The 18,589-nt window shown below is 36.9% G+C and carries 15 protein-coding genes and 3 tRNA genes; 1 reads left to right on the top strand and 17 read right to left on the bottom strand.

Features of this window, described 5'->3' with window-relative positions; genetic code table 11:
- Window positions 1-88: 88 nt before the first annotated feature.
- The 15 genes from HY04AAS1_RS07285 to HY04AAS1_RS07215 form a co-directional block, all read right to left on the bottom strand.
- A complete protein-coding gene (locus HY04AAS1_RS07285; protein WP_012514483.1) occupies window positions 89-1,162 on the bottom strand; it encodes an NADH:flavin oxidoreductase/NADH oxidase in 1,074 nt (357 codons plus the stop codon).
- 93 nt (window positions 1,163-1,255) lie between these two features.
- Window positions 1,256-1,327 (bottom strand) — tRNA-Ile (locus tag HY04AAS1_RS07280).
- Window positions 1,328-1,341: 14 nt separating this feature from the next.
- A tRNA-Asp gene (locus tag HY04AAS1_RS07275) sits at window positions 1,342-1,419 on the bottom strand.
- Window positions 1,420-1,437: 18 nt separating this feature from the next.
- Window positions 1,438-3,903, bottom strand: coding sequence for a CBS domain-containing protein (locus tag HY04AAS1_RS07270; RefSeq protein ID WP_012514482.1), 2,466 nt, complete (start codon window positions 3,901-3,903; stop codon window positions 1,438-1,440).
- On the bottom strand, window positions 3,884-5,614 hold the full coding sequence (polX, locus tag HY04AAS1_RS07265) for a DNA polymerase/3'-5' exonuclease PolX (RefSeq protein WP_012514481.1): 1,731 nt from the start codon (window positions 5,612-5,614) through the stop codon (window positions 3,884-3,886). The genes HY04AAS1_RS07270 and polX overlap by 20 nt, the downstream gene beginning before the upstream one ends.
- Window positions 5,615-5,638: 24 nt before the next feature.
- Window positions 5,639-6,202, bottom strand: a complete 564-nt coding sequence (locus HY04AAS1_RS07260; RefSeq protein WP_012514480.1) for a DUF4337 domain-containing protein — start codon at window positions 6,200-6,202, stop codon at window positions 5,639-5,641.
- The gene (locus HY04AAS1_RS07255; RefSeq protein ID WP_012514479.1) at window positions 6,202-6,810 is read right to left on the bottom strand and encodes a pentapeptide repeat-containing protein; all 609 of its coding nucleotides are present in this window, start codon (window positions 6,808-6,810) and stop codon (window positions 6,202-6,204) included. The genes HY04AAS1_RS07260 and HY04AAS1_RS07255 overlap by 1 nt, the downstream gene beginning before the upstream one ends.
- Window positions 6,807-7,706: a 2-oxoacid:ferredoxin oxidoreductase subunit beta gene (locus HY04AAS1_RS07250; protein ID WP_012514478.1), complete on the bottom strand. Its 900-nt coding sequence runs from the start codon at window positions 7,704-7,706 to the stop codon at window positions 6,807-6,809. The genes HY04AAS1_RS07255 and HY04AAS1_RS07250 overlap by 4 nt, the downstream gene beginning before the upstream one ends.
- A 10-nt stretch (window positions 7,707-7,716) precedes the next feature.
- Window positions 7,717-9,540 (bottom strand): 2-oxoacid:acceptor oxidoreductase subunit alpha, encoded by a 1,824-nt coding sequence (locus HY04AAS1_RS07245; protein ID WP_012514477.1) that lies wholly within the window; start codon window positions 9,538-9,540, stop codon window positions 7,717-7,719.
- Between the two features lie 133 nt (window positions 9,541-9,673).
- Entirely contained in the window at window positions 9,674-11,590 is a 1,917-nt protein-coding gene (locus HY04AAS1_RS07240; RefSeq protein WP_012514476.1) for a pyruvate/oxaloacetate carboxyltransferase, read from the bottom strand.
- A gap of 12 nt (window positions 11,591-11,602) precedes the next feature.
- Entirely contained in the window at window positions 11,603-13,021 is a 1,419-nt protein-coding gene (accC, locus tag HY04AAS1_RS07235; protein WP_012514475.1) for an acetyl-CoA carboxylase biotin carboxylase subunit, read from the bottom strand.
- Window positions 13,022-13,025: 4 nt separating this feature from the next.
- The gene (locus tag HY04AAS1_RS07230; RefSeq protein WP_012514474.1) at window positions 13,026-13,442 is read right to left on the bottom strand and encodes an OsmC family protein; all 417 of its coding nucleotides are present in this window, start codon (window positions 13,440-13,442) and stop codon (window positions 13,026-13,028) included.
- A gap of 15 nt (window positions 13,443-13,457) precedes the next feature.
- Complete coding sequence (locus tag HY04AAS1_RS07225) at window positions 13,458-14,723, bottom strand: NADP-dependent isocitrate dehydrogenase (RefSeq protein WP_012514473.1); 1,266 nt, start codon at window positions 14,721-14,723, stop codon at window positions 13,458-13,460.
- Window positions 14,724-14,785: 62 nt separating this feature from the next.
- On the bottom strand, window positions 14,786-15,478 hold the full coding sequence (locus HY04AAS1_RS07220) for a biliverdin-producing heme oxygenase (RefSeq protein WP_012514472.1): 693 nt from the start codon (window positions 15,476-15,478) through the stop codon (window positions 14,786-14,788).
- 3 nt (window positions 15,479-15,481) lie between these two features.
- Window positions 15,482-15,757: a hypothetical protein gene (locus tag HY04AAS1_RS07215; RefSeq protein WP_012514471.1), complete on the bottom strand. Its 276-nt coding sequence runs from the start codon at window positions 15,755-15,757 to the stop codon at window positions 15,482-15,484.
- 217 nt (window positions 15,758-15,974) lie between these two features.
- On the opposite strand from HY04AAS1_RS07215, the gene HY04AAS1_RS07210 reads away from it, so the two are divergent.
- Window positions 15,975-16,047, top strand: a tRNA-Thr gene (locus HY04AAS1_RS07210).
- A gap of 104 nt (window positions 16,048-16,151) precedes the next feature.
- Here the strand turns inward: HY04AAS1_RS07210 and feoB are convergent.
- Window positions 16,152-18,245 carry a ferrous iron transport protein B gene (gene feoB / locus HY04AAS1_RS07205; RefSeq protein ID WP_012514470.1) on the bottom strand — a complete coding sequence of 698 codons (2,094 nt, stop codon included), beginning with the start codon at window positions 18,243-18,245 and terminating at the stop codon, window positions 16,152-16,154.
- A gap of 23 nt (window positions 18,246-18,268) precedes the next feature.
- The gene (locus HY04AAS1_RS07200; protein ID WP_012514469.1) at window positions 18,269-18,496 is read right to left on the bottom strand and encodes a FeoA family protein; all 228 of its coding nucleotides are present in this window, start codon (window positions 18,494-18,496) and stop codon (window positions 18,269-18,271) included.
- Window positions 18,497-18,589 lie beyond the last annotated feature (93 nt).

Raw genomic sequence — 18,589 nt, 5'->3', positions numbered from 1 at the left:
AAAAACACTTTTCAGACAAGCAAGTTTGCCACGGTTTACAAGTATGCCACGGTTTATGTGTTCAAGATGTATATTTTAGAAAATTATATCAAACATCCAAATAATATCCTCTTTGATACTGATTTGGAATATCTATCTTGATGTTTCTTGACATAGCCCACTTTATAGGAAGGTATGGCTCTTGCAAGAAAAGACGACCTATAGCCACAAGATCTGCTCTTTTGTTTTTTATAATCTCGTTTGCCATATCAAAGGATGTGATACCACCCACTGCCATCGTTTTTATGCCCACTTCTTTTTTGATGGTTTCTGAAAACACTATCTGATGGGCTCTGTAATAATCGTTTGGCGGTGCTCCAAAAGCTATCCCACCAGAAGAGCAGTCTATCACATCAACGCCTTTGGTTTTTAGGATTTTAGAAAGTGCGATAGAATCTTCCAAATCCCATCCACCATCCACATGATCCACTGCCGATATCCTGACAAAAAGTGGCATCTCACCGGGTACGATGCTTCTTATAGCTTCTGTTATCTCTATTAAAAGCCTGATACGGTTTTCAAAAGTCCCACCGTATTCATCTGATCGTTTATTTGTAACAGGTGATAAAAACTCGTTTAAAAGATATCCGTGGGCCGCATGAATTTCTATCACATCAAAACCAGCTTTTAAAGCTCTTTGGGTAGCTTTCACAAATTTTTCTACGATATTTTTTATATCTTCTTTGGTCATCTCTTTGGGAGTTTTCCAATTAGGACCAAAGGCTACCTGGCTTGGCGCTATTAAATCAAGCTCATCATAACCAAACCTCTGAAGATTATCCCAGGGTCTTCCTCCAAAAGCTTTTCTACCAGCGTGAGCTAGCTGTATACCTACTTTTGCTCCAAAGCCATGACATATATCTACTATACGCTTTAAACCTTCTATATGCTCATCTTTGTATATACCAAGGTCTTGTTTTGATATAACACCCTCAGGAGATACGGCACAAGCTTCTGTAAAAATAAGACCAGTGCCCCCAGCTGCTCTTGAACCATAATGAGCTATATGAAAATCGTTTACAAAGCCATCTTCTGAAGAGTACATGCACATAGGGGACATAACAATACAATTTCTTAAAACCAAAGACCTAAGCTCTAATGGAGTAAATAGATTTTCTTTCATATTTTTAAGTTTACCATCTTAAAAGTCAAATGAAAAGGACGAAAGCTACAAAAATAAGATGAAATTGTCAGTTAGATAATATGAGAAAAAGCATGGGCCTGGAAGGACTCGAACCTCCAACCGGACGGTTATGAGCCGTCTGCTCTGCCTTTGAGCTACAGGCCCTACGTTAATTAAGATGGCGGAGCAGACGGGATTCGAACCCGCGACCTCCGACGTGACAGGCCGGCGTTCTGGGCCGGCTGAACTACTGCTCCAGCCATCTAAATATTATATCATAGACTATAAATTTTGTCCATCTCAATTAATTTTGATTCTTCAATAACTTTAGAACGATCCGCTGGTGGTATAGAACTTATATCTATATTTGGTTTTAGGTTTTTAAGATGAGAAAGATATTTTACTATACGGTTCATAACATCTACGTTTCCTTCGGTGGCAAAAAGAGCTAATTCCTCCAGACTAAAGGGTTTTAAAATAATGTACAATTCCGATGGTTTTTTGGCCTTTAAAATCTCTGATATAATGTGTTTGATGTTGATCTCAACAAATTTGTAAACAAAAGCCGGGGCGCTTATACCTTTTAAAATCTCTTCTAAAGAAGGAGCGTTTTTTACTAAAAGCCAAAAAAATATCCAAGAGGCCTCTTTAAAAGGGGTTTTGTACTCTAATAAATACCAATCAGAAAACATTTTGAGGTTTTTAGATTTTTCTTCTATATAAATATAATCTGGTTTGTATTCAAACAAAGATTCTATGATGCCGTATTTTTTGTAAGTTTCAAAAATGTTTTCAAACTCTTTTTCTTGAAGGGCTATTTTTAGCTCATTGAATATTCTACCTTTTGGAGCATATTTTAGCATACCTTTTTGTAAAGTCTCTTCTAAAAGTCTTTTGGTGTCTTTTGAAAGTTTGAAGTTTAGTTTGGCCTCAAATCTTATAGCTCTTAATATTCTAACTGGATCTTCTATAAAACTAAGTGGGTGTAAAACTCTTATAATCTTATTTTTTATGTCGTTTAAAGCTCCAAAATAATCTATCACAGTACCAAAATCCTCTTCATCAAGAGAAAGAAGAAGCGTATTTATAGTAAAATCTCTTCTAAACAAATCCTCTTTTAAAGAGGCTTTTGACACCACTGGATAAGCGCCGGCCATTTCGTAATACTCTCTTCTAGTGCTTGAGATTTCTATCTTAAAACCTTTGTATTTAAAATGAACGCTGTTAAAACCAAGAAATCTATGGGTTTTTATACCATGAGATTTTAAGCTTTGCTCTAATAGATCTATATCCCCTTCAAAAACAAAATCAATATCGTAAGAAGGCCTATTTAAAATGATATCCCTTACCACACCCCCCACTAAATAAAGCTTTTCGCCTTTTGGTATAACGCTTTTGATATCCATAATAATATCCATCATATATGATGGGGTGTTTATACGCTTAGTGGAAATCTTTTGCTCCTCATCTCCGGTAATATGTCTTATAAGATCTGATTTTGTTATTATACCCACTAACTTTCCTTCTTTGTCCAATACCCCTATCATAGGTACCAAAGGATTTTCTAAAAACACTTTCTCGGCCTCCCAAATAAAATCATCCTCTTTTAAAAGCGGTATACTTACTAAAAGCTCTTGTACTTTGCTTTTTTTTGAAATATCCAAAGCCTTTGCCGATACCTTTTTGGTAATAGCACCCATTACATGTTCATTCTCATCTAAAACCGGGGCTTTTGAGATTTTGAAGTTTGAAAGCGTATAAAAAGCCTCTTCCACACTCATATCTTTTTTTAGGGTAAGTGGGTGTTTTGTCATGATATCTTTTAAGGTTATCTTTGGGTTTTCTTCTTTTAAAAGCTCCAAAATGATACTTTTTAATTTTTTAGAAGATACAAAGTTTAGTTTTAAACCAGAGGCAAGCGTATGACCACCCCCTCCTAATTTTGATAAAATGCTTTCTACATCTATAGTTTTTGAGCGTGCTACCACATAGGTATTTATAGAAGAGGACATAATGATAAAATAAGCATCGAGATCTTCAAGCTCCTTTAGATCTTTTAAATTATCAATTATACTTTCTTGAGTAGTGTCAAGCACTATAAAACCTATCTTTTTGCCATTTATATTTAAAATCTCCAAACTCTTTAGATATTCTTCTACATGAATCAAATCTTTTAGGCTTATGTAAGATTTTACATATTTGTTTACAAATTCTATATCAGCACCCTTTTTTATAAGATAAGAAGCCGCTTCAAAATCCCTTGGGCTTATATCTTTTATGGAAAAATAGTTTGTATCGTCGTATATACCGCATAATAATATTGAAGCATCTTCTTTTGATATGGGGATTTGTTTTTTGATGATATACTCTATTATAAGCGTAGTACAAGCCCCAAGAGTTTCATCTATGTAAGCTTCCACAAGTGGTTCTTTTTCTATGTGTCTTATGTGATGATCAAACAGCGTTATTTTTTTAATCTTTTCTTTTTTTAAAAGCCCAAAAACAAAATCTATAGATGAATAATCCACTGTAAAAATATGTATATTTTCTAGCCCCTCTAAAGATTTTAAAATATTAAATCTATCTTTTATATCTTCAAAGAGTTTTTTGGCTTTTGGACTAAAAGATGTGTAAAAAAGTTTTGCGTCTTTTTCTAAAAGCGATAAACCATACAAAGAACTCAAAGCATCTAAATCGGCGTTTGGCGGGGCAAGAAGTATCTTAGCGCTTTTTTCGGACAAAAGCTCTCACCTCTTCTAAGGGCTTTGTGTTTAAAACGCGTTCTTTCAAAGCCCAACCTCTTCTTGCAAGCCCAACCCCTACTTTCATAAACCGAAGATAAGAAGAAGAATGAGAATCTGTAACAATACTTATTATTACCCCTCTTTCTACTGCAAGCCTTATGTTGTCTGGTGATAAATCTGCTCTTGGAATGTTTAGCTCTAACGCCGTGTTGGTATCAAGGGCTGCTTTTATAACCTCTTCCATATTTAGTATGTATCCATCTCTATAGCCGTAATTTTTACCAGTGGGATGGCCTATCTGATTTACGTATTTATTGTGACAAGCTTTTAAAACGCGCTTTGTGTTATCAGTGCTCGGTGACATGTGAGAGTGTATAGAAGCTATTACATAGTCAAACTCCTCTAAAAAGCTATCTGGCAAATCCAAAGACCCATCTTCTAATATATCCACCTCACAGCCCCTTAGTAAAGTCATATCTTTGTATTCTTTTTGGACTTGCTCTATCTCTTTCCATTGATTTCTAAAGCCCTCTTCATCTAAACCGCCTGCTACTCTTAGAGATTTGGTATGATCTGATATTACGATATACCTATACCCAAGCTCGTAGCATGCTTGTACCATCTGCCTTAAAGAGGCTTTACCATCTGAGTATGTGGTATGCATATGAAAATCCCCTTTTATATCATCATAACCCACTAACTCTGGTACTATGCCTTGCATGGCAAGTTCAATCTCACCTTTATCTTCTCTTATCTCAGGCGGGGGCATCACCATATCCAAAATCTTATAAATATCTTCTTCTTTTTCACCACCAAGCCTTTTACCAGAAGATATTTCAAAAATACCGTATTCGCTTATTTTGTAACCTTTTTCTTTTGCGATATCCCTTATCTTTATATTGTGTTCTTTAGAGCCTGTAAAGTACTGAAGGCCTGAACCCCATTCTTCTTCTTTTAAAACCCTTAAATCCACTTGTTTTGAGTTTTTAAGAAGAATAGATGTCTTTGTTTCACCGCTTCCAATGACTTGTTCCATATCTTTATAAGCTTTAAAATACTCATGAACCTTTGGAAAATCTTCTTTTTTGGTAGACACTAGTATATCTATATCCCCTATGGTTTCTTTCATGCGCCTTAAAGAACCAGCCACCGATATGTTTATTATCTCTTTACAGCCTTTCATGTAGCTAAGTATGTCTTGAGCCAAAGAATAGGCTTCTGTTATAAACATCCTCTCTTTTGATTGTTCAAAAAGAGCTATACCTCTTTTTATGTTTTCTATCTTTTTAGGACCAAAGCCTTTTATGGTTTTTATACGTGGGTCGTCTAAAGCTTTTAAAAGTTCTTCCTTGTTTTTTATGCCAAAAACATCATAAAGGGTCTTAAGAGTCTTGGGCCCAATACCTGGAGCATCCATTATATCAAGAAGTTCTTTTGGGACTTTTTGCAAAAACTCATAATGTTTTTTTATACGGCCAGTTTTTAGATACTCTTCTATCTTTTCTAAAGAAGATTCCCCTATACCGTGTATTTGGTTTGTGGTAAGATACTCTTTTAGCTCATCTACGCTTTTTATATCTTTATCTATTTCAAAAAGAATGTCTGCTACCTTTTGATAAGCCAACACTCTAAATTTGTTCTCCCCCAGAAACTCCGCCGCCAGAGCCATCTCTTTAAAGAGTTTTGCTATATCTTTAGTGGATGCCATAAAATGTATTATACAACGTTTTTACTAAAAAGCTATGTTGTATACAAAAAGCGCAAAACCTATAAAAGCGGATATCAAAGAAATGTAGAAAAACTCTTTTCTTCTGGTAAGGGCTGAAACTGAAGCCACCGCAATACCTATTTGTAAAAGAAGTTGTACTATCATAAACATATGATGCTTTTCATAATAATGTTCACTTTGAATGGTCTTTTGCTCAACTTGTTTTTCTAAATCTTTAGCTTTTTTCATTATTTCTATTTTTTGATTTTTGTATTTTTTTATATATTCCTCAAACTTTGGATTTTCTCTTATATAGTTTGCTATGGTATACATATGATATCTCATGTCTTTAGCTTGATAGTAGTTCCAAAGGTCTGTGGCTTTGTTCTGCAAAAGTACCGCATCGTTTTTTGCCACTATGGTCTTTGTAACGTATATTTCAGATTGCATACTAACAAGACCGCTTAACACGGCCATTATTGTAGTGGCTAAAGATACCCACAAGAGCCATTTCTCTTTGACTTTTTCCTCTTTTATAGTCTCTTCTATCAGTTCTTTGGCATGCTCTTCAATGGGACTTTCTTCCATCAATCCACTCCTTCTGAGTTGTATTCGTCTAGTGGATGATTTTCTGATGATACACCACCCCAAGGTTTTTTGCCGTAAAATTTTGCCTCTACATCTTTTATATTCTCTAGTGTTGAGCTTTTAAAATTAACACTCCTTAAATCTGTGTTTATAAAATCTATATCTTCTAATGAGCTTTCTTGAAAGTGAGAACCCTTTAATATAGCATCTTTAAAATTCACATTTTTTAAATGTGTACGTACAAAAGCACCATCAAGTATTTGAGCATTTTCCATGCTGGAGTTCATTATATCACAATTTATAAACTTTACCAGACCCATAAAGGTATATCTAAAAGAGCAGTTTTCAAAACAGCATTTTGTAAAAGTGGTCCTTTGAAAATTTGCCCTCTCAAAGTTGCAGTTTATAAACTTACAGTTTACAAAATCAGCTTCTGGTATAAAGCACTCGGTAAAGTCTACATCTTTGAAAGTTACAGCCTTAAAACTAGCGCAGGTAAAGGTAGAAAAACAAAGGCTTAAGCCCTCAAGGCTTAAGCCCTCTAATACCTCATTTGAAAAGTCGCACTCCGTCAAATCTTTTGCTTTTATCCTATCTAAAAATTTCATACAGGCAGCACTTTACACTGATCTATGAAAATCTGAGGGTTTATATCCTTTGAAGCTTTGTATCTTGCTTTTATCTCATTTTCTCTATCGTGATAAGTGGGTTCTTCTTTTTTGTAGAAAATACCTATTGGCACTTTAGCAGATTCGTTGTAATAGTGCTCTAAGTCCCTTGTGGCAAGCTCTAAAGCCTTTTGGAGATTTTGGATATCATTGTGGCCTTGTTCGTTTATATCTATAGTCTTGTCCTTGTAGTATTTGAAAGTGTCTACCTTGTTGTATGTAGGACATGGAGATATGATGTTTACAAAACTAAAACCTCTATGGGATATAGCCTTTTTGATAACATCGCTCATGTGCTTGAGGTTACCAGCGTAAGTTTGAGCCACAAAGGTAGCGCCAAAAGTAAGCATGTAGGATATAGGATTTATTGGCTTATCTATAGAACCATAAGGCGTTAAAGAGCCGTAAAGTCCTTCTCTTGAAGTGGGTGATATTTGATTTTTAGTAAGACCATACACTTGGTTGTCCATACAAAGTACCGTGATATCTATGTTTCTTCTAGCCGCATGTGGGTTATGGCCAGAACCTATAGAAAATAAATCCCCGTCTCCAGCTTCCACTAAGACAGTAAGATTTGGGTTTGCAAGCTTTACACCTATAGCGGTGGGTATAGCTCTACCATGAAGTACATGCATACTGTAGTTTTTCAAAAACAAAGGTGCTCTAGAGGAGCATCCTATACCAGATACAGATACTACGTTTTCTGGTCTTATTTTAAGCTCTGAAAGAGCTTTTGTAATGGCGCTTATAACACCAAAATCCCCACATCCTGGACACCATGTGGGTTCTATATCGCTTCTATAATCCGCTGGTTGAAGCTCCAACTCTTGTTCCATAAAACCTCCTTTAAATTAAACCGTAAGCTTTTTTACCGTAAATATGCTCAGGAGTAAACCTTCCTTCTGTTATCTCCTGATTTTCCATCAAAAAGTCCACTATATCTTCTATTTCTTTTGGTATAAAAGGCTCTCCTCTATAAATGTTGTATGATATGGGTCTTATATGGGTTCTATCTTTGATGACAGTGGCAAGTTGCCCATAGTAGTTGGTTTCTGGTATCAATATGCGTTTTGAGCTTTTAGCAAAAGCATCAAAAACCTCTTCTTTTACTGGCCATAAAAGCCTTGGATACATGGCATTTATCTTTAGACCTCTGCTTCTTAACCTATGTACTGCTTCTTTTGTGATGGATGCTGTAAGACCCCAAGTGATGATACCTATATCGGCATCTTTGTAAGGAGCATCTATTTCTATAAACCTATCGTAGTCCTCTTCCAAGAGTTTCTCAAGTTTTTTGAAACGTTTATTCATCTGATAGGTTCTTATGTCTGGTCTGTTTCTTGGATCCGAATTTTCTTGTCTTTCAAGACCTGTTATAGCGTGTATGGCGTTTGGGTCTCCTGGTATACCCATAGGTGTGATACCATCTTCGGTAAAAAGAGCATACCTTAAAAATCTTCCATGTCTTATAAACTTTTGCTCTTTGTCTTCTTCTGAGTTATAGAAAAGTCTATTTACTATGTTCAATTTGGATAAGTCTGGGGTTGGGAAAGCCTCAGCCCTTAAGCTCATAGCCGCATCTGTAAGCATGATAACTGGCATTTGATATTTTTCTGCCAAGTTAAAAGCCTCAACAGACATATAAAAGCTATCTTCCACGGATATTGGAGCTAGAACAGCCCTTGGTATCTCACCGTGAGAACCATACACAGCGTGGTATAGATCCCCTTGTTCATGCTTTGTGGGCATACCTGTAGCCGGACCTACCCTTTGTACATCTACTATTACCACAGGAGTCTCTGTCATACCAGCATAACCTATAAGTTCTGACATGAGTGAAAGACCAGGACCAGAAGTGGCTGTCATGGCTTTTACACCAGCGAAAGAAGCACCTATAGCCATAGCCAAAGACGCTATTTCATCCTCCGCTTGATAAAGCCAGCCATCTTTTCTTATTAGATCTTCCACTATATAGTTTCCAACGGACGTAGCGGGTGTTATAGGGTAAGCTGCGTAAAACTGACATCCAGCAGCCACGCAACCCTTAGCTACAGATTGATTACCCTCCATTATCACCACATCTTTTAAGCCTACAGCAGGTGGGAACTCAAAGCCATCTTTTTTAACAAGGTTTTCTTTTATATAGTTTATACCAGCCTCTAAAGCTTGATAGTTCATAGAAACTATCTTCTCACCCTTTCTTGAAAATTTTGCTTTTATAGAGTCTTTTAAAGATTCAACAGGCAAATTAAACAAGCCAGTGAGAGCCCCAAGAGCTACTATGTTTTTTGTAATATAAGCCTTGATCTGATTTTTTGCTATATCAGAAAGAGGCACCGGGTACATAATCACACCTTCGTGCTCTTCTGGTTCAAAATCCGAAGAATCATAAACAAGCACGGTTCCAGGTTTCAGATGCTTTTTGTTGTAAGCATAGGCCTCTGCATTAAAACAACAAACGATATCAAATCCATCGCCTGTACTATAGAGTTTCTCATCTGATATTCTCACAGTGGAATTTGCATAACCGCCTTTAATTTCAGCGGGAAAGCTCTTGAAATTCACCACATGATAACCGGATCTCACCGCAGCTTCCGTTAAAAAATCCCCAGCAGAGATCACACCTTCTCCGCCTTCTCCACCGATCTTGATAACAAGACTAAAAGCCATAAATACCTCCTAAATTAGTTAGCACTTAAAAACAATCAATACATACTTGATAAACTAAATATATAATTACGATTCATTTTAAAAATATTAGTAATCATAAAACGCGCCATATGCTATGGCGCGCCGAACAATATTAAGCTGGTTCTATCCTTACAATAACTTCATCAGGAGTAATATTCTCACCAGGTTGAGCATATATTCCCTTTACTATACCGCTTATAGGAGCATGTATTTCGTTTTCCATCTTCATAGCTTCTACTATAGCCACCGTTTGTCCTTTTTCTACCTTATCACCTTCTTTTACCAAAATCTTTGAAACTTTACCTGGCATAGGTGGTACTGCATCGCCTTCTTTTTCTGGTCTTGGTCTTGCACTACCAGACGCTTGGGCAGCTCCACCTTGTTTAGCCTGACCAGAAACAAGAGCTTCTGCTATAGGATAAAGCTGTATCTCTTCAAGCTTTCCGTTCACTCTTATGTAATATTTTTTAGGTTTTCCAGGCTCTTGACTTGGAGCCACACCCTCTACTTTTACTTTAAATTTATCACCGTGATATGTAATATCAAACTCCACTGGAGCTGCATTTTCAACGGTGCCTGGTTTCGTTTCCACTATATCTGCAGTATCTATAGCTATATCTGGGGTAAGTTCTCCGTTTTCTCTGGCTTTTAAGAACTCCATAGCCTGCATTGGGAAAAGCACGTAAAGAAGTATATCTTCTTCAGACTTTGCCAAAGGCCCAGACTCTTGCACAGCCTTATCCCAGTCATTTGGGTCCGCCAAATCACCAGCCCTTATATCAAATTTTGGTTCTTTTCCAGGACCTAATATCTTTTCTACGAGTTCTTTTGATATTGGACCTGGTGGTCTTCCGTACTTGCCTTCTACATAATCTCTCACTTCTTTTGTGATGGTTTTGTATCTTTCACCGGTGATGACGTTTAAAACTGCTTGCACACCTACTATTTGAGAAGATGGAGTAAGAAGTGGTGGATAACCAAGATCTGCTTCTACGTGAGGTACTTCTTCCAAAGCCTCTTCCATCTTATCTGCAGCGTTTGCTTCTATTAGCTGGGCCACCATATTTGATATCATGCCACCAGGTATTTTATGTATAAGCACTTTTGCATTTACACCTGCGTACTCGGTTTCGTATTTTCTATACTTTCTCTTTATTTGTCTTGTGAGTTCTGCAAGTTCATCCAATATCTTTAGATCTATACCAGTATCATAAGGTGTGTCTTGTAAAGCTGCCACCACACTTTCGGTAGCTGGGTGAGAAGAACCAAAAGCCAAAGGTGATAAAACAGTATCAAGCATATCAACACCAGCCAACACTGCCATTATATGGTTCATGATAGCTGTACCACTCATATCGTGGTTATGAAGAAGTACTTTTATCTTATCACCGACTTTTTTCTTTATACCTCTTATAATGTTGTAGGTATCCAAAGGCATCAATATACCTGTAGCATCTTTGAAAGATATCCAATCTGGAGCTAAATCTATTAGCTCATCAGCGTAAGCCATCCATTTTTCAAGCGTATGTACTGGGCTTTTGGTGTAGCTAATTTCAGCATGCACCTCGCCACCAAACTCTTTTATAGCCTTGCAAGCCACTTCGATGTTTCTGTTGTCGTTTAATGAGTCAAACACCCTAAACACAGTTATGCCGTTTTTTATGGCTTTTTCTACAAACTTTTTGACAACTTTATCGGATTTTGGTTTATAGCCTACTATGTTTTGACCTCTAAAAAGCATCTGAAGTTTTGTATTGGGCATCACCTCTTTTATGCGTCTTAACCTTTCCCACGGATCTTCTTTCAGATATCTAAGACAAACGTCGTAAGTGGCGCCTCCCCATACTTCTACAGCGTAAAAACCAGCTTTATCCATCTTTTCACAAAGAGGAAGCAAATCATCGGTCCTTACCCTTGTGGCAAGTTTACACTGCTGACCGTCTCTTGGAGTAAGGTCTGTAATGAGCATTTTCTTTGGTGGTGCCACTTCAAGATTTTGTTCTTGCAACATTTGTTCAATAAGTTTCATAGTTTAACCTCCTTATAACCCGTGATATGAAGCTATGACTGCGCTTATAAAAGCTACAAAATCTTCTTTGTCCTTTGGCTCTTCGTAATCAAACACCTCTTGGTGCTCTTCCAAATACTTGGTAGTAAAGTATCCGTTTCTAAAATCTTTTTCTCCTACAATTTTCTTAATAAGAGGTATTGTAGTTTTAACACCTTTTATCTCATAAGTATCCAAAGCTGCTTTTGTCCTTGAGAGTGCCTCTTCCCAAGTTCTACCCCAGCATATAAGCTTTGCTATCAAAGAGTCGTAATAAGGGGTTACTTCGTAACCTACAGAAGCTGCACTTTCTATCCTTATACCAAATCCCCCAGGCACATAATAACGCTCTATGGTACCTATGCTTGGAGCAAAATTTTTCTTTGGATCTTCTGCATTTATACGACATTCTATGGCGTATCCGTTAAACTTGACATCCTCTTGTTTTATCTCAAGCTTATGGCCTACCGCTATCTTTATTTGCTCTTTTACTATATCAACACCGGTAACTCTTTCTGTTACAGGGTGTTCTACCTGAATACGGGTGTTCATCTCTATAAAGTATATATTGCCTTCTAAGTCAGATACAAATTCCATGGTCCCAGCGCTGTAATACCCTATTTCTTTTGCAGCTTTTGCCACTATTTCACCGTAGTGCTTTCTCTTTGCTTCGTTTAATACCAAAGAAGGAGCTATTTCTATAAGCTTTTGATTTCTTCTTTGGACAGAACAATCCCTTTCCCCAAGGTGTATCACGTTTCCATATTTATCACCTAACACCTGAAACTCTATGTGTTTTGGATTTTGAATGTATTTTTCTAAAAGCAAATCACCTCTTCCAAAGGCTTTTTGGGCCTCAGAGTAAGCGGCTTCGTAGTTTCTTTTAAGCTCTTCTTCGTCTTTACATATTCTAATACCTCTACCACCGCCCCCAGCAGATGCTTTTAAAAGCACCGGATACCCTATTTCTTTTGCTATTTCAACAGCCTCTTCTACAGATTTTAGTATTCCATCGCTTCCTGGCACCGTGGGGACACCTGCTTTTTTCATCACTTCTTTGGACCTTGCCTTATCGCCCATGAGGGCTATTACTTCAGCAGAAGGCCCTATAAAAGTTATACCGTTTTTTTCGCAAAGCTCTGCAAACCCTTCATTTTCTGCCAAAAACCCGTATCCTGGATGTATGGCATCTGCCCCCACAGACTTTGCTAAGTCCACTATCAATTGGGCATTTAGGTATGTGTCAAGAGGATTTGCACCTATCATGTAAGCTTCATCTGCCATCTTCACATGCCTAGCAGTGGGCTCTACATCGGAGTATATGGCTACTGTGGGTATATCAAGCTCCTTTGCAGCCCTTATAATTCTACAAGCTATTTCACCTCTGTTTGCCACCAATATCTTTTTAAACATAGGTTTACCCCTTCTCTATTTTGAATGTATAAGATATAGGTGCTACTTGGTTTATCATATAAGCTATGCTGCAGGTTTTGTTAAGAGCCGTCTCTATAGCCTCTTTTACATCTTGCTCTGAGAGGTCTTTACCTTTTATTGTAAAATCCAAATAAATCTTAGTAAAGACTTTTGGATATGTGTCTTTTCTTTCGCTGTCTGTGTTTACAACAATATCTTCCACGTGTTTCCCAGCTTTATGAAGGGCCTCATATACATGAATACCCATACAACCAGCTATAGAAAGAAACAAAAGTTCAGGCGGTCTTACACCCCTTCCTTTACCACCTACATAACCAGCGGCATCTATGGGGACTTCTATACCAGATTCCCCTTTACCCACAAAATGAAAATCTTCCTTTTGCCTTACGGTAAGTTTCATCTATCACCTCTCAAATCAAAGTTTATCAATCTCATCAATAATAGCATCACCAAACTGAGATGCAGTTAAAGATATAGCTTCTACGCCCATCTTTTTAAAACCTGAAGCTATGTCTGGTGTGCCTTTTCTTTGGTTTATTACGCTTTTAATAGCCTTATAAATAAGACCAGCAGCTTCATAAAAGCCCAAATACTCAAGCATCATAGCACCAGAAAGCGTTATAGAAAGTGGGTTTGCCATGCCTTTACCAGCTATATCGTAAGCAGTTCCGTGGGTGCTTTCAAAAAGCGCATATCCATCGCCTATATTTCCGCTTGGCACATAACCAGGACCACCCACCAAAGCAGAAGCCAAATCAGATATATAATCTCCGTTTAGGTTTTGCGTGATGATTACATCGTAATAATCTGGGTTTAATACAAGCTGCATGAGCATCTGGTCTGTGATAACTTTGTAGAGTTTGGCTTGACCTTCTTTTGGCTCTCCTTCTGTGATTATTTTACCTTCAAACTCTGGTTCTTTTGCCACTTCAAAAGCCCAGTTCATAAACATACCTTCGGTGGCTTTCATAATGTTTCCTTTGCCTGCCACCGCTATATGCTTTTTGCCGTTTTGAAGAGCGTATCTAAAAGCTTTTCTTACGTGTCTTTTGGTTTTGAACTCTGACATTGGCTTTACCGTAATACCCGCATCTTCTGGTATAGCATCTTCTGATACACTCATTTCTTTTACAAAAAACTCCCTTACTTTTTTAAAAGCATCTGTTTTTGGCATATACTCTATAGCCATGTATACATCGTCGGAGTTTTCTCTAAACACTGCCACATTTACCCTTTGAGGGTTTGGTATGGGAGAGGGTTGACCCATCCAGTAAACGGGTCTTATGGCAGAATAAAAATCCATAGATTGACGCAAGATTGCATTCAAAGATTTTCCACCTTTTCCCACCGGCGTACCAAGAGGACCTTTTATACTTACGATACTTTGTTTTAAAAGCTCCAAAGTCTCCTTTGGCATCCTTTCAAGGCCTTTTTGCTCTGCCATATCTCCAGCCAACACCTCTACCCAGTATATCACTTTAGAGCCGTTATAGGCTTTTGACATAGCTTTGTTGATTACTTTTATCATCTGAGGTGTTATTTCAGGGCCTATACCGTCCCCTTGGATAAAAGGTATGATGGGGTTATTTGGTACTTCCAACGTTTTATCAGCTTTTAATTTGATAAAAGAACCCTCTTTGGGTATACTAATCTTAGAATCGTACCAGCATACGTTTTCCATCAAACGCTCCTTAAAAAGTTGTCATAAAATATTAAATAATCTTATAAAAAAAGTCAAGTATTTTATACGAATTTTATCTTTTCGTAAGCCCTTACAAGATAAGGCTTCTCTATTTCATCCGGGTAAGGAACTGGTCTATTCACCTCTCTAAAGAAGTTTACGTTGTACAAGAATGCTATGTTAGCCTCTCCTATGATAGCTTTTATCTGCTCATCTGTCAAGTCTAACGTGTCCAAAGAAGCTCTGTAATTTCTTTTAAACTCTATGATATCTTTTATTTTATCAAACTCATAAAACCTTGTGCCCTCACTGTTTTGCAAGTTTAAAGCGTTTCTTATCATATCTTTTATCATCTGCCCACCAGAAAGATCCCCCATATACCTAACATAAGCATGGGCTATAAGAAGCATGGGTTCATGCTTTGCTACATACCTTATCCTTGATATGTATAAGAGTATAGCTACCGTTGGGTACATTTGCTCAATATAGTTCTCTCCAAAGTAAAACTTCAAATCTTCTACAATGTGCTCTCTTCTGAAAAGCTCCGGATAATATATTTTTGACACGTAAGGGTTGTCTTTGTTTTGTTCTATGGCATCTTCTAGTGTGTTGTATATATAGTAAAGACCTGCGGTTATCTTTTTCATATCCTCAAACGTGGTTCGTGATTCTTGCATGTCTTGGGCTACGGTAGAGCTATCCGCCATACTATGTATATCCCAAATTCCTTCTCTTAAAAGCTTAGAAAATCCCATATATCACACCTCGTCTTTATAAATTTCTACCAAAAGCTGGTCTTTTAACTCTTGTACTACTATGATATGTGTATTGTAAATCAAAGGTTCCTTGCTTATGGCATCGAGCTTTTTGTTGGCATAATAAACAATAGCCCCTTCTGGGACGGCACCTTTAAACTCTTTCATAGGGTATGTTTTTACTATACCCGGTTTGCCTTTAAAACCATAAGCAAGCCCCATTATAAAGCTTGCAACCTTAGACATTTTATCTTTTGGACCCATTGGAGGTATCATCATAAAATCTCCTACAATTGAATATTTTAATTATATAACATTTTTTAAAGTTTGCCACCTCTCGTAAAAGCCTGAAAATTTATATGAAATCTACAAAGCAATTACAAGTCTACCACGGTCTACAAGTCTACCACGGTTTACACAGTATTGTTATTTATGAACATATTTTACAAGATATTGACAAGATTGTTTTTATTTGATATAATTTAGCTTTAATTTAGCTAGCGTAGCTCAGTCGGCAGAGCACGTGATTTGTAATCACGAGGTCGTGGGTTCGACCCCCACCGCTAGCTTTTTGATTTTTTAGTGGCATTTATCGCATTTTTTAGCCTTTGATTTTCGGCTTTTGATAAGATAAAAAATACCAAAAGTTAAAAGAAGTATTACAAAAGCCCAATCAAAAAACATGTAGCACCATACTTACCCTATATATTACTAAGGCTACCGCCCAGCCTAACACAAAGCTGTATAGCAAAAAAAGCATACCAAATTTTGTTCCAAACTCTGATTTTAAAATAGACACCGTAGCTATACAAGAGGTATACAAAAGAACAAACACCATAAAAGATAAAGCTCCGTAAGGGCTTAAGCTATCTCTTATAGCTTTTATGGTAGAAGAATCGGTACTTTCTTTTGTAAAAACATTTGAAAACCCAGGAGAAACAAAAGAAAGCACCGTATTTTTTAAAGCCTGTTCAAGGGATATCATTTGTTCTTTGAAAGACTTTTCTATATTAAAATTTGAATAATCTTCTTTGGTGGAAGCTGAGTATATAGCACCCATAGAACTTATTATGATCTCTCTTGCCAAAAAAGCTGGTACCAGCGATGTGGTGGCTCTCCAGTCTTCTATACCTATTGGTTTAAACACATATACCAAAGCACCACCTATTTTTCCAGCCACAGTATCTTTTACATTTGTGTTTGGGGGTATATGTAGAAAAGCCCAAACCACTACCGTGGAGGCAAATATAAAAGTACCTGCTCTTTTTAAAAATCGTTTTAATTCTACAAAGGCTATGTTTAAGACTATCTTTAAAGGCGGTTTTCTATAAGGAGGAAGCTCCAGTATCATAGGTAAGCTTTCTGTTTTTGGTAAAACCTTGTTCATAACTATAGCCGTTAGTATGCTAAAAAATATACCAAGTAAATATAAAAATAAGATTATAGGAGCAGGGTTTTTGAAAAATATTGCTCCAAAAAAAGCAAACACCACAAACCTCGCTGGGCAACTGGTAAATGGTATCATAGCAGCCACTATGAGCTTTGAGCGCTTATCTTCTAATACCTTAAGGGCCATAATGGCTGGGACATTGCAACCAAAGCCAAGCATAAAAGGAAGTATGCCTCTTCCATCTATCCCAAACTTAGATACAAACCTATCAAAAATAATGGGTACTCTTGGAAGATATCCAGACAACTCCAACACAGAAAGTCCAACAAACAAAGCCCCCACAAGGGGTGCAAAGCTTATCACAAAACCAACACCATCTAGTACTGCACCAGCTACAAAACTTTTTACTATGTATGGGGCTTTTGGAAAAAGTTTATAAACCAAAGGATGTAAAAACGAGCTTTCAAAATCTCCTATCCAGTTTGATATAGGATAGCTCACATCAAAAGATAGTTTAAACATTAGATACATCACCACTACAAATATCAAAAGCCCAAGAAAAGGATGGAGGGCAAACTTATCAAGGATTTCCGTTAGTTCTATCTCATCTTTGAAGCTTCTTTTTACAACGCTTGAACTTATAAAGTGAGCAACGCCGTACATATCTTTTTTAAGTATATCGTAGATATTTTCTTTCAAATCGTTTTCAAGTTTTAATATGATTTCATTGCAACAATCACATGGGATTATACGCTCGAGCATCTTCATGGCAAAAAATCTAGGCGGTATATTTTTATTAGGTGGTACGGCACAGAAAGATAAGATATCGTTTATGGCTTTTTCTGTGATATCTGAGTATCTTAGGTCTTTTGGTATTTTCTTTTGTTCATAAGTAGATATTATACTCTCTAAAAGTCTGTCTTTTAAATCCTCCTTAGTACCTATGGCACTTATCACATCAACGCCTATTAGTTCTGAGAGCTTTTTTATATTTATATCTACCCCAAGTTTTAAAGCTTCATCCCACATATTTAGAACTATCACCATAGGTATTTTTAGCTCTATCAACTCAGCGGTCAATATTAAAGAACGTTCCAAGTTTGTAGCTTCTATGATATTTACTATTATATCTGGAGGGGAATTTATCAAAAAATCTGTGGTGACAGCTACATCTTCTGATATATAATCAAGCGAATAAGCACCGGGTAGGTCTATTGCATGCACTTCGTAGTCTTTGTATGTAAGAAAAGCTTCTGTCTTCCTTACGGTGACGCCCGGCCAATTGCCAACTTTTAATGAGGTTTTTGCTATGTTGTTTATTATGGTGGATTTTCCAACGTTTGGATTGCCAACAAAAGCCATCTCTATTTTTTTCATTCTACTTCACCTCTATTTTTTTTTCATTCTACTTCAACCTTTTCTGCAAGATAGTTGCATATGGATATTCTTGAATTGTAGACTTTTAAAATTGTGTTTCTGTCATCTTTTCTAAGTATTTTTACAGTAATCCCAGGCACTATCCCCATGCTTATGAGCTTTCTTTTCCAGCCTGGATTTTCACTCTTTCCGCTTATCACATAGCCTTTTATATAAGCTTCCTTGTCTTGAGGCACTTCTATAAGTTTCATAGATTTTAATATGAAATCTCAATTTTAATTAGGCAATGATAAGTATCATACCACTAAAAGCCAAAAACAATATCCTTAATATAAGGAGGTGTA

Origin of the sequence: Hydrogenobaculum sp. Y04AAS1 (assembly GCF_000020785.1) — a bacterium.
In the GTDB taxonomy this organism is placed as follows: Bacteria; Aquificota; Aquificia; order Aquificales; family Aquificaceae; genus Hydrogenobaculum.
This window is presented reverse-complemented; position numbering and strand designations above follow the sequence as displayed.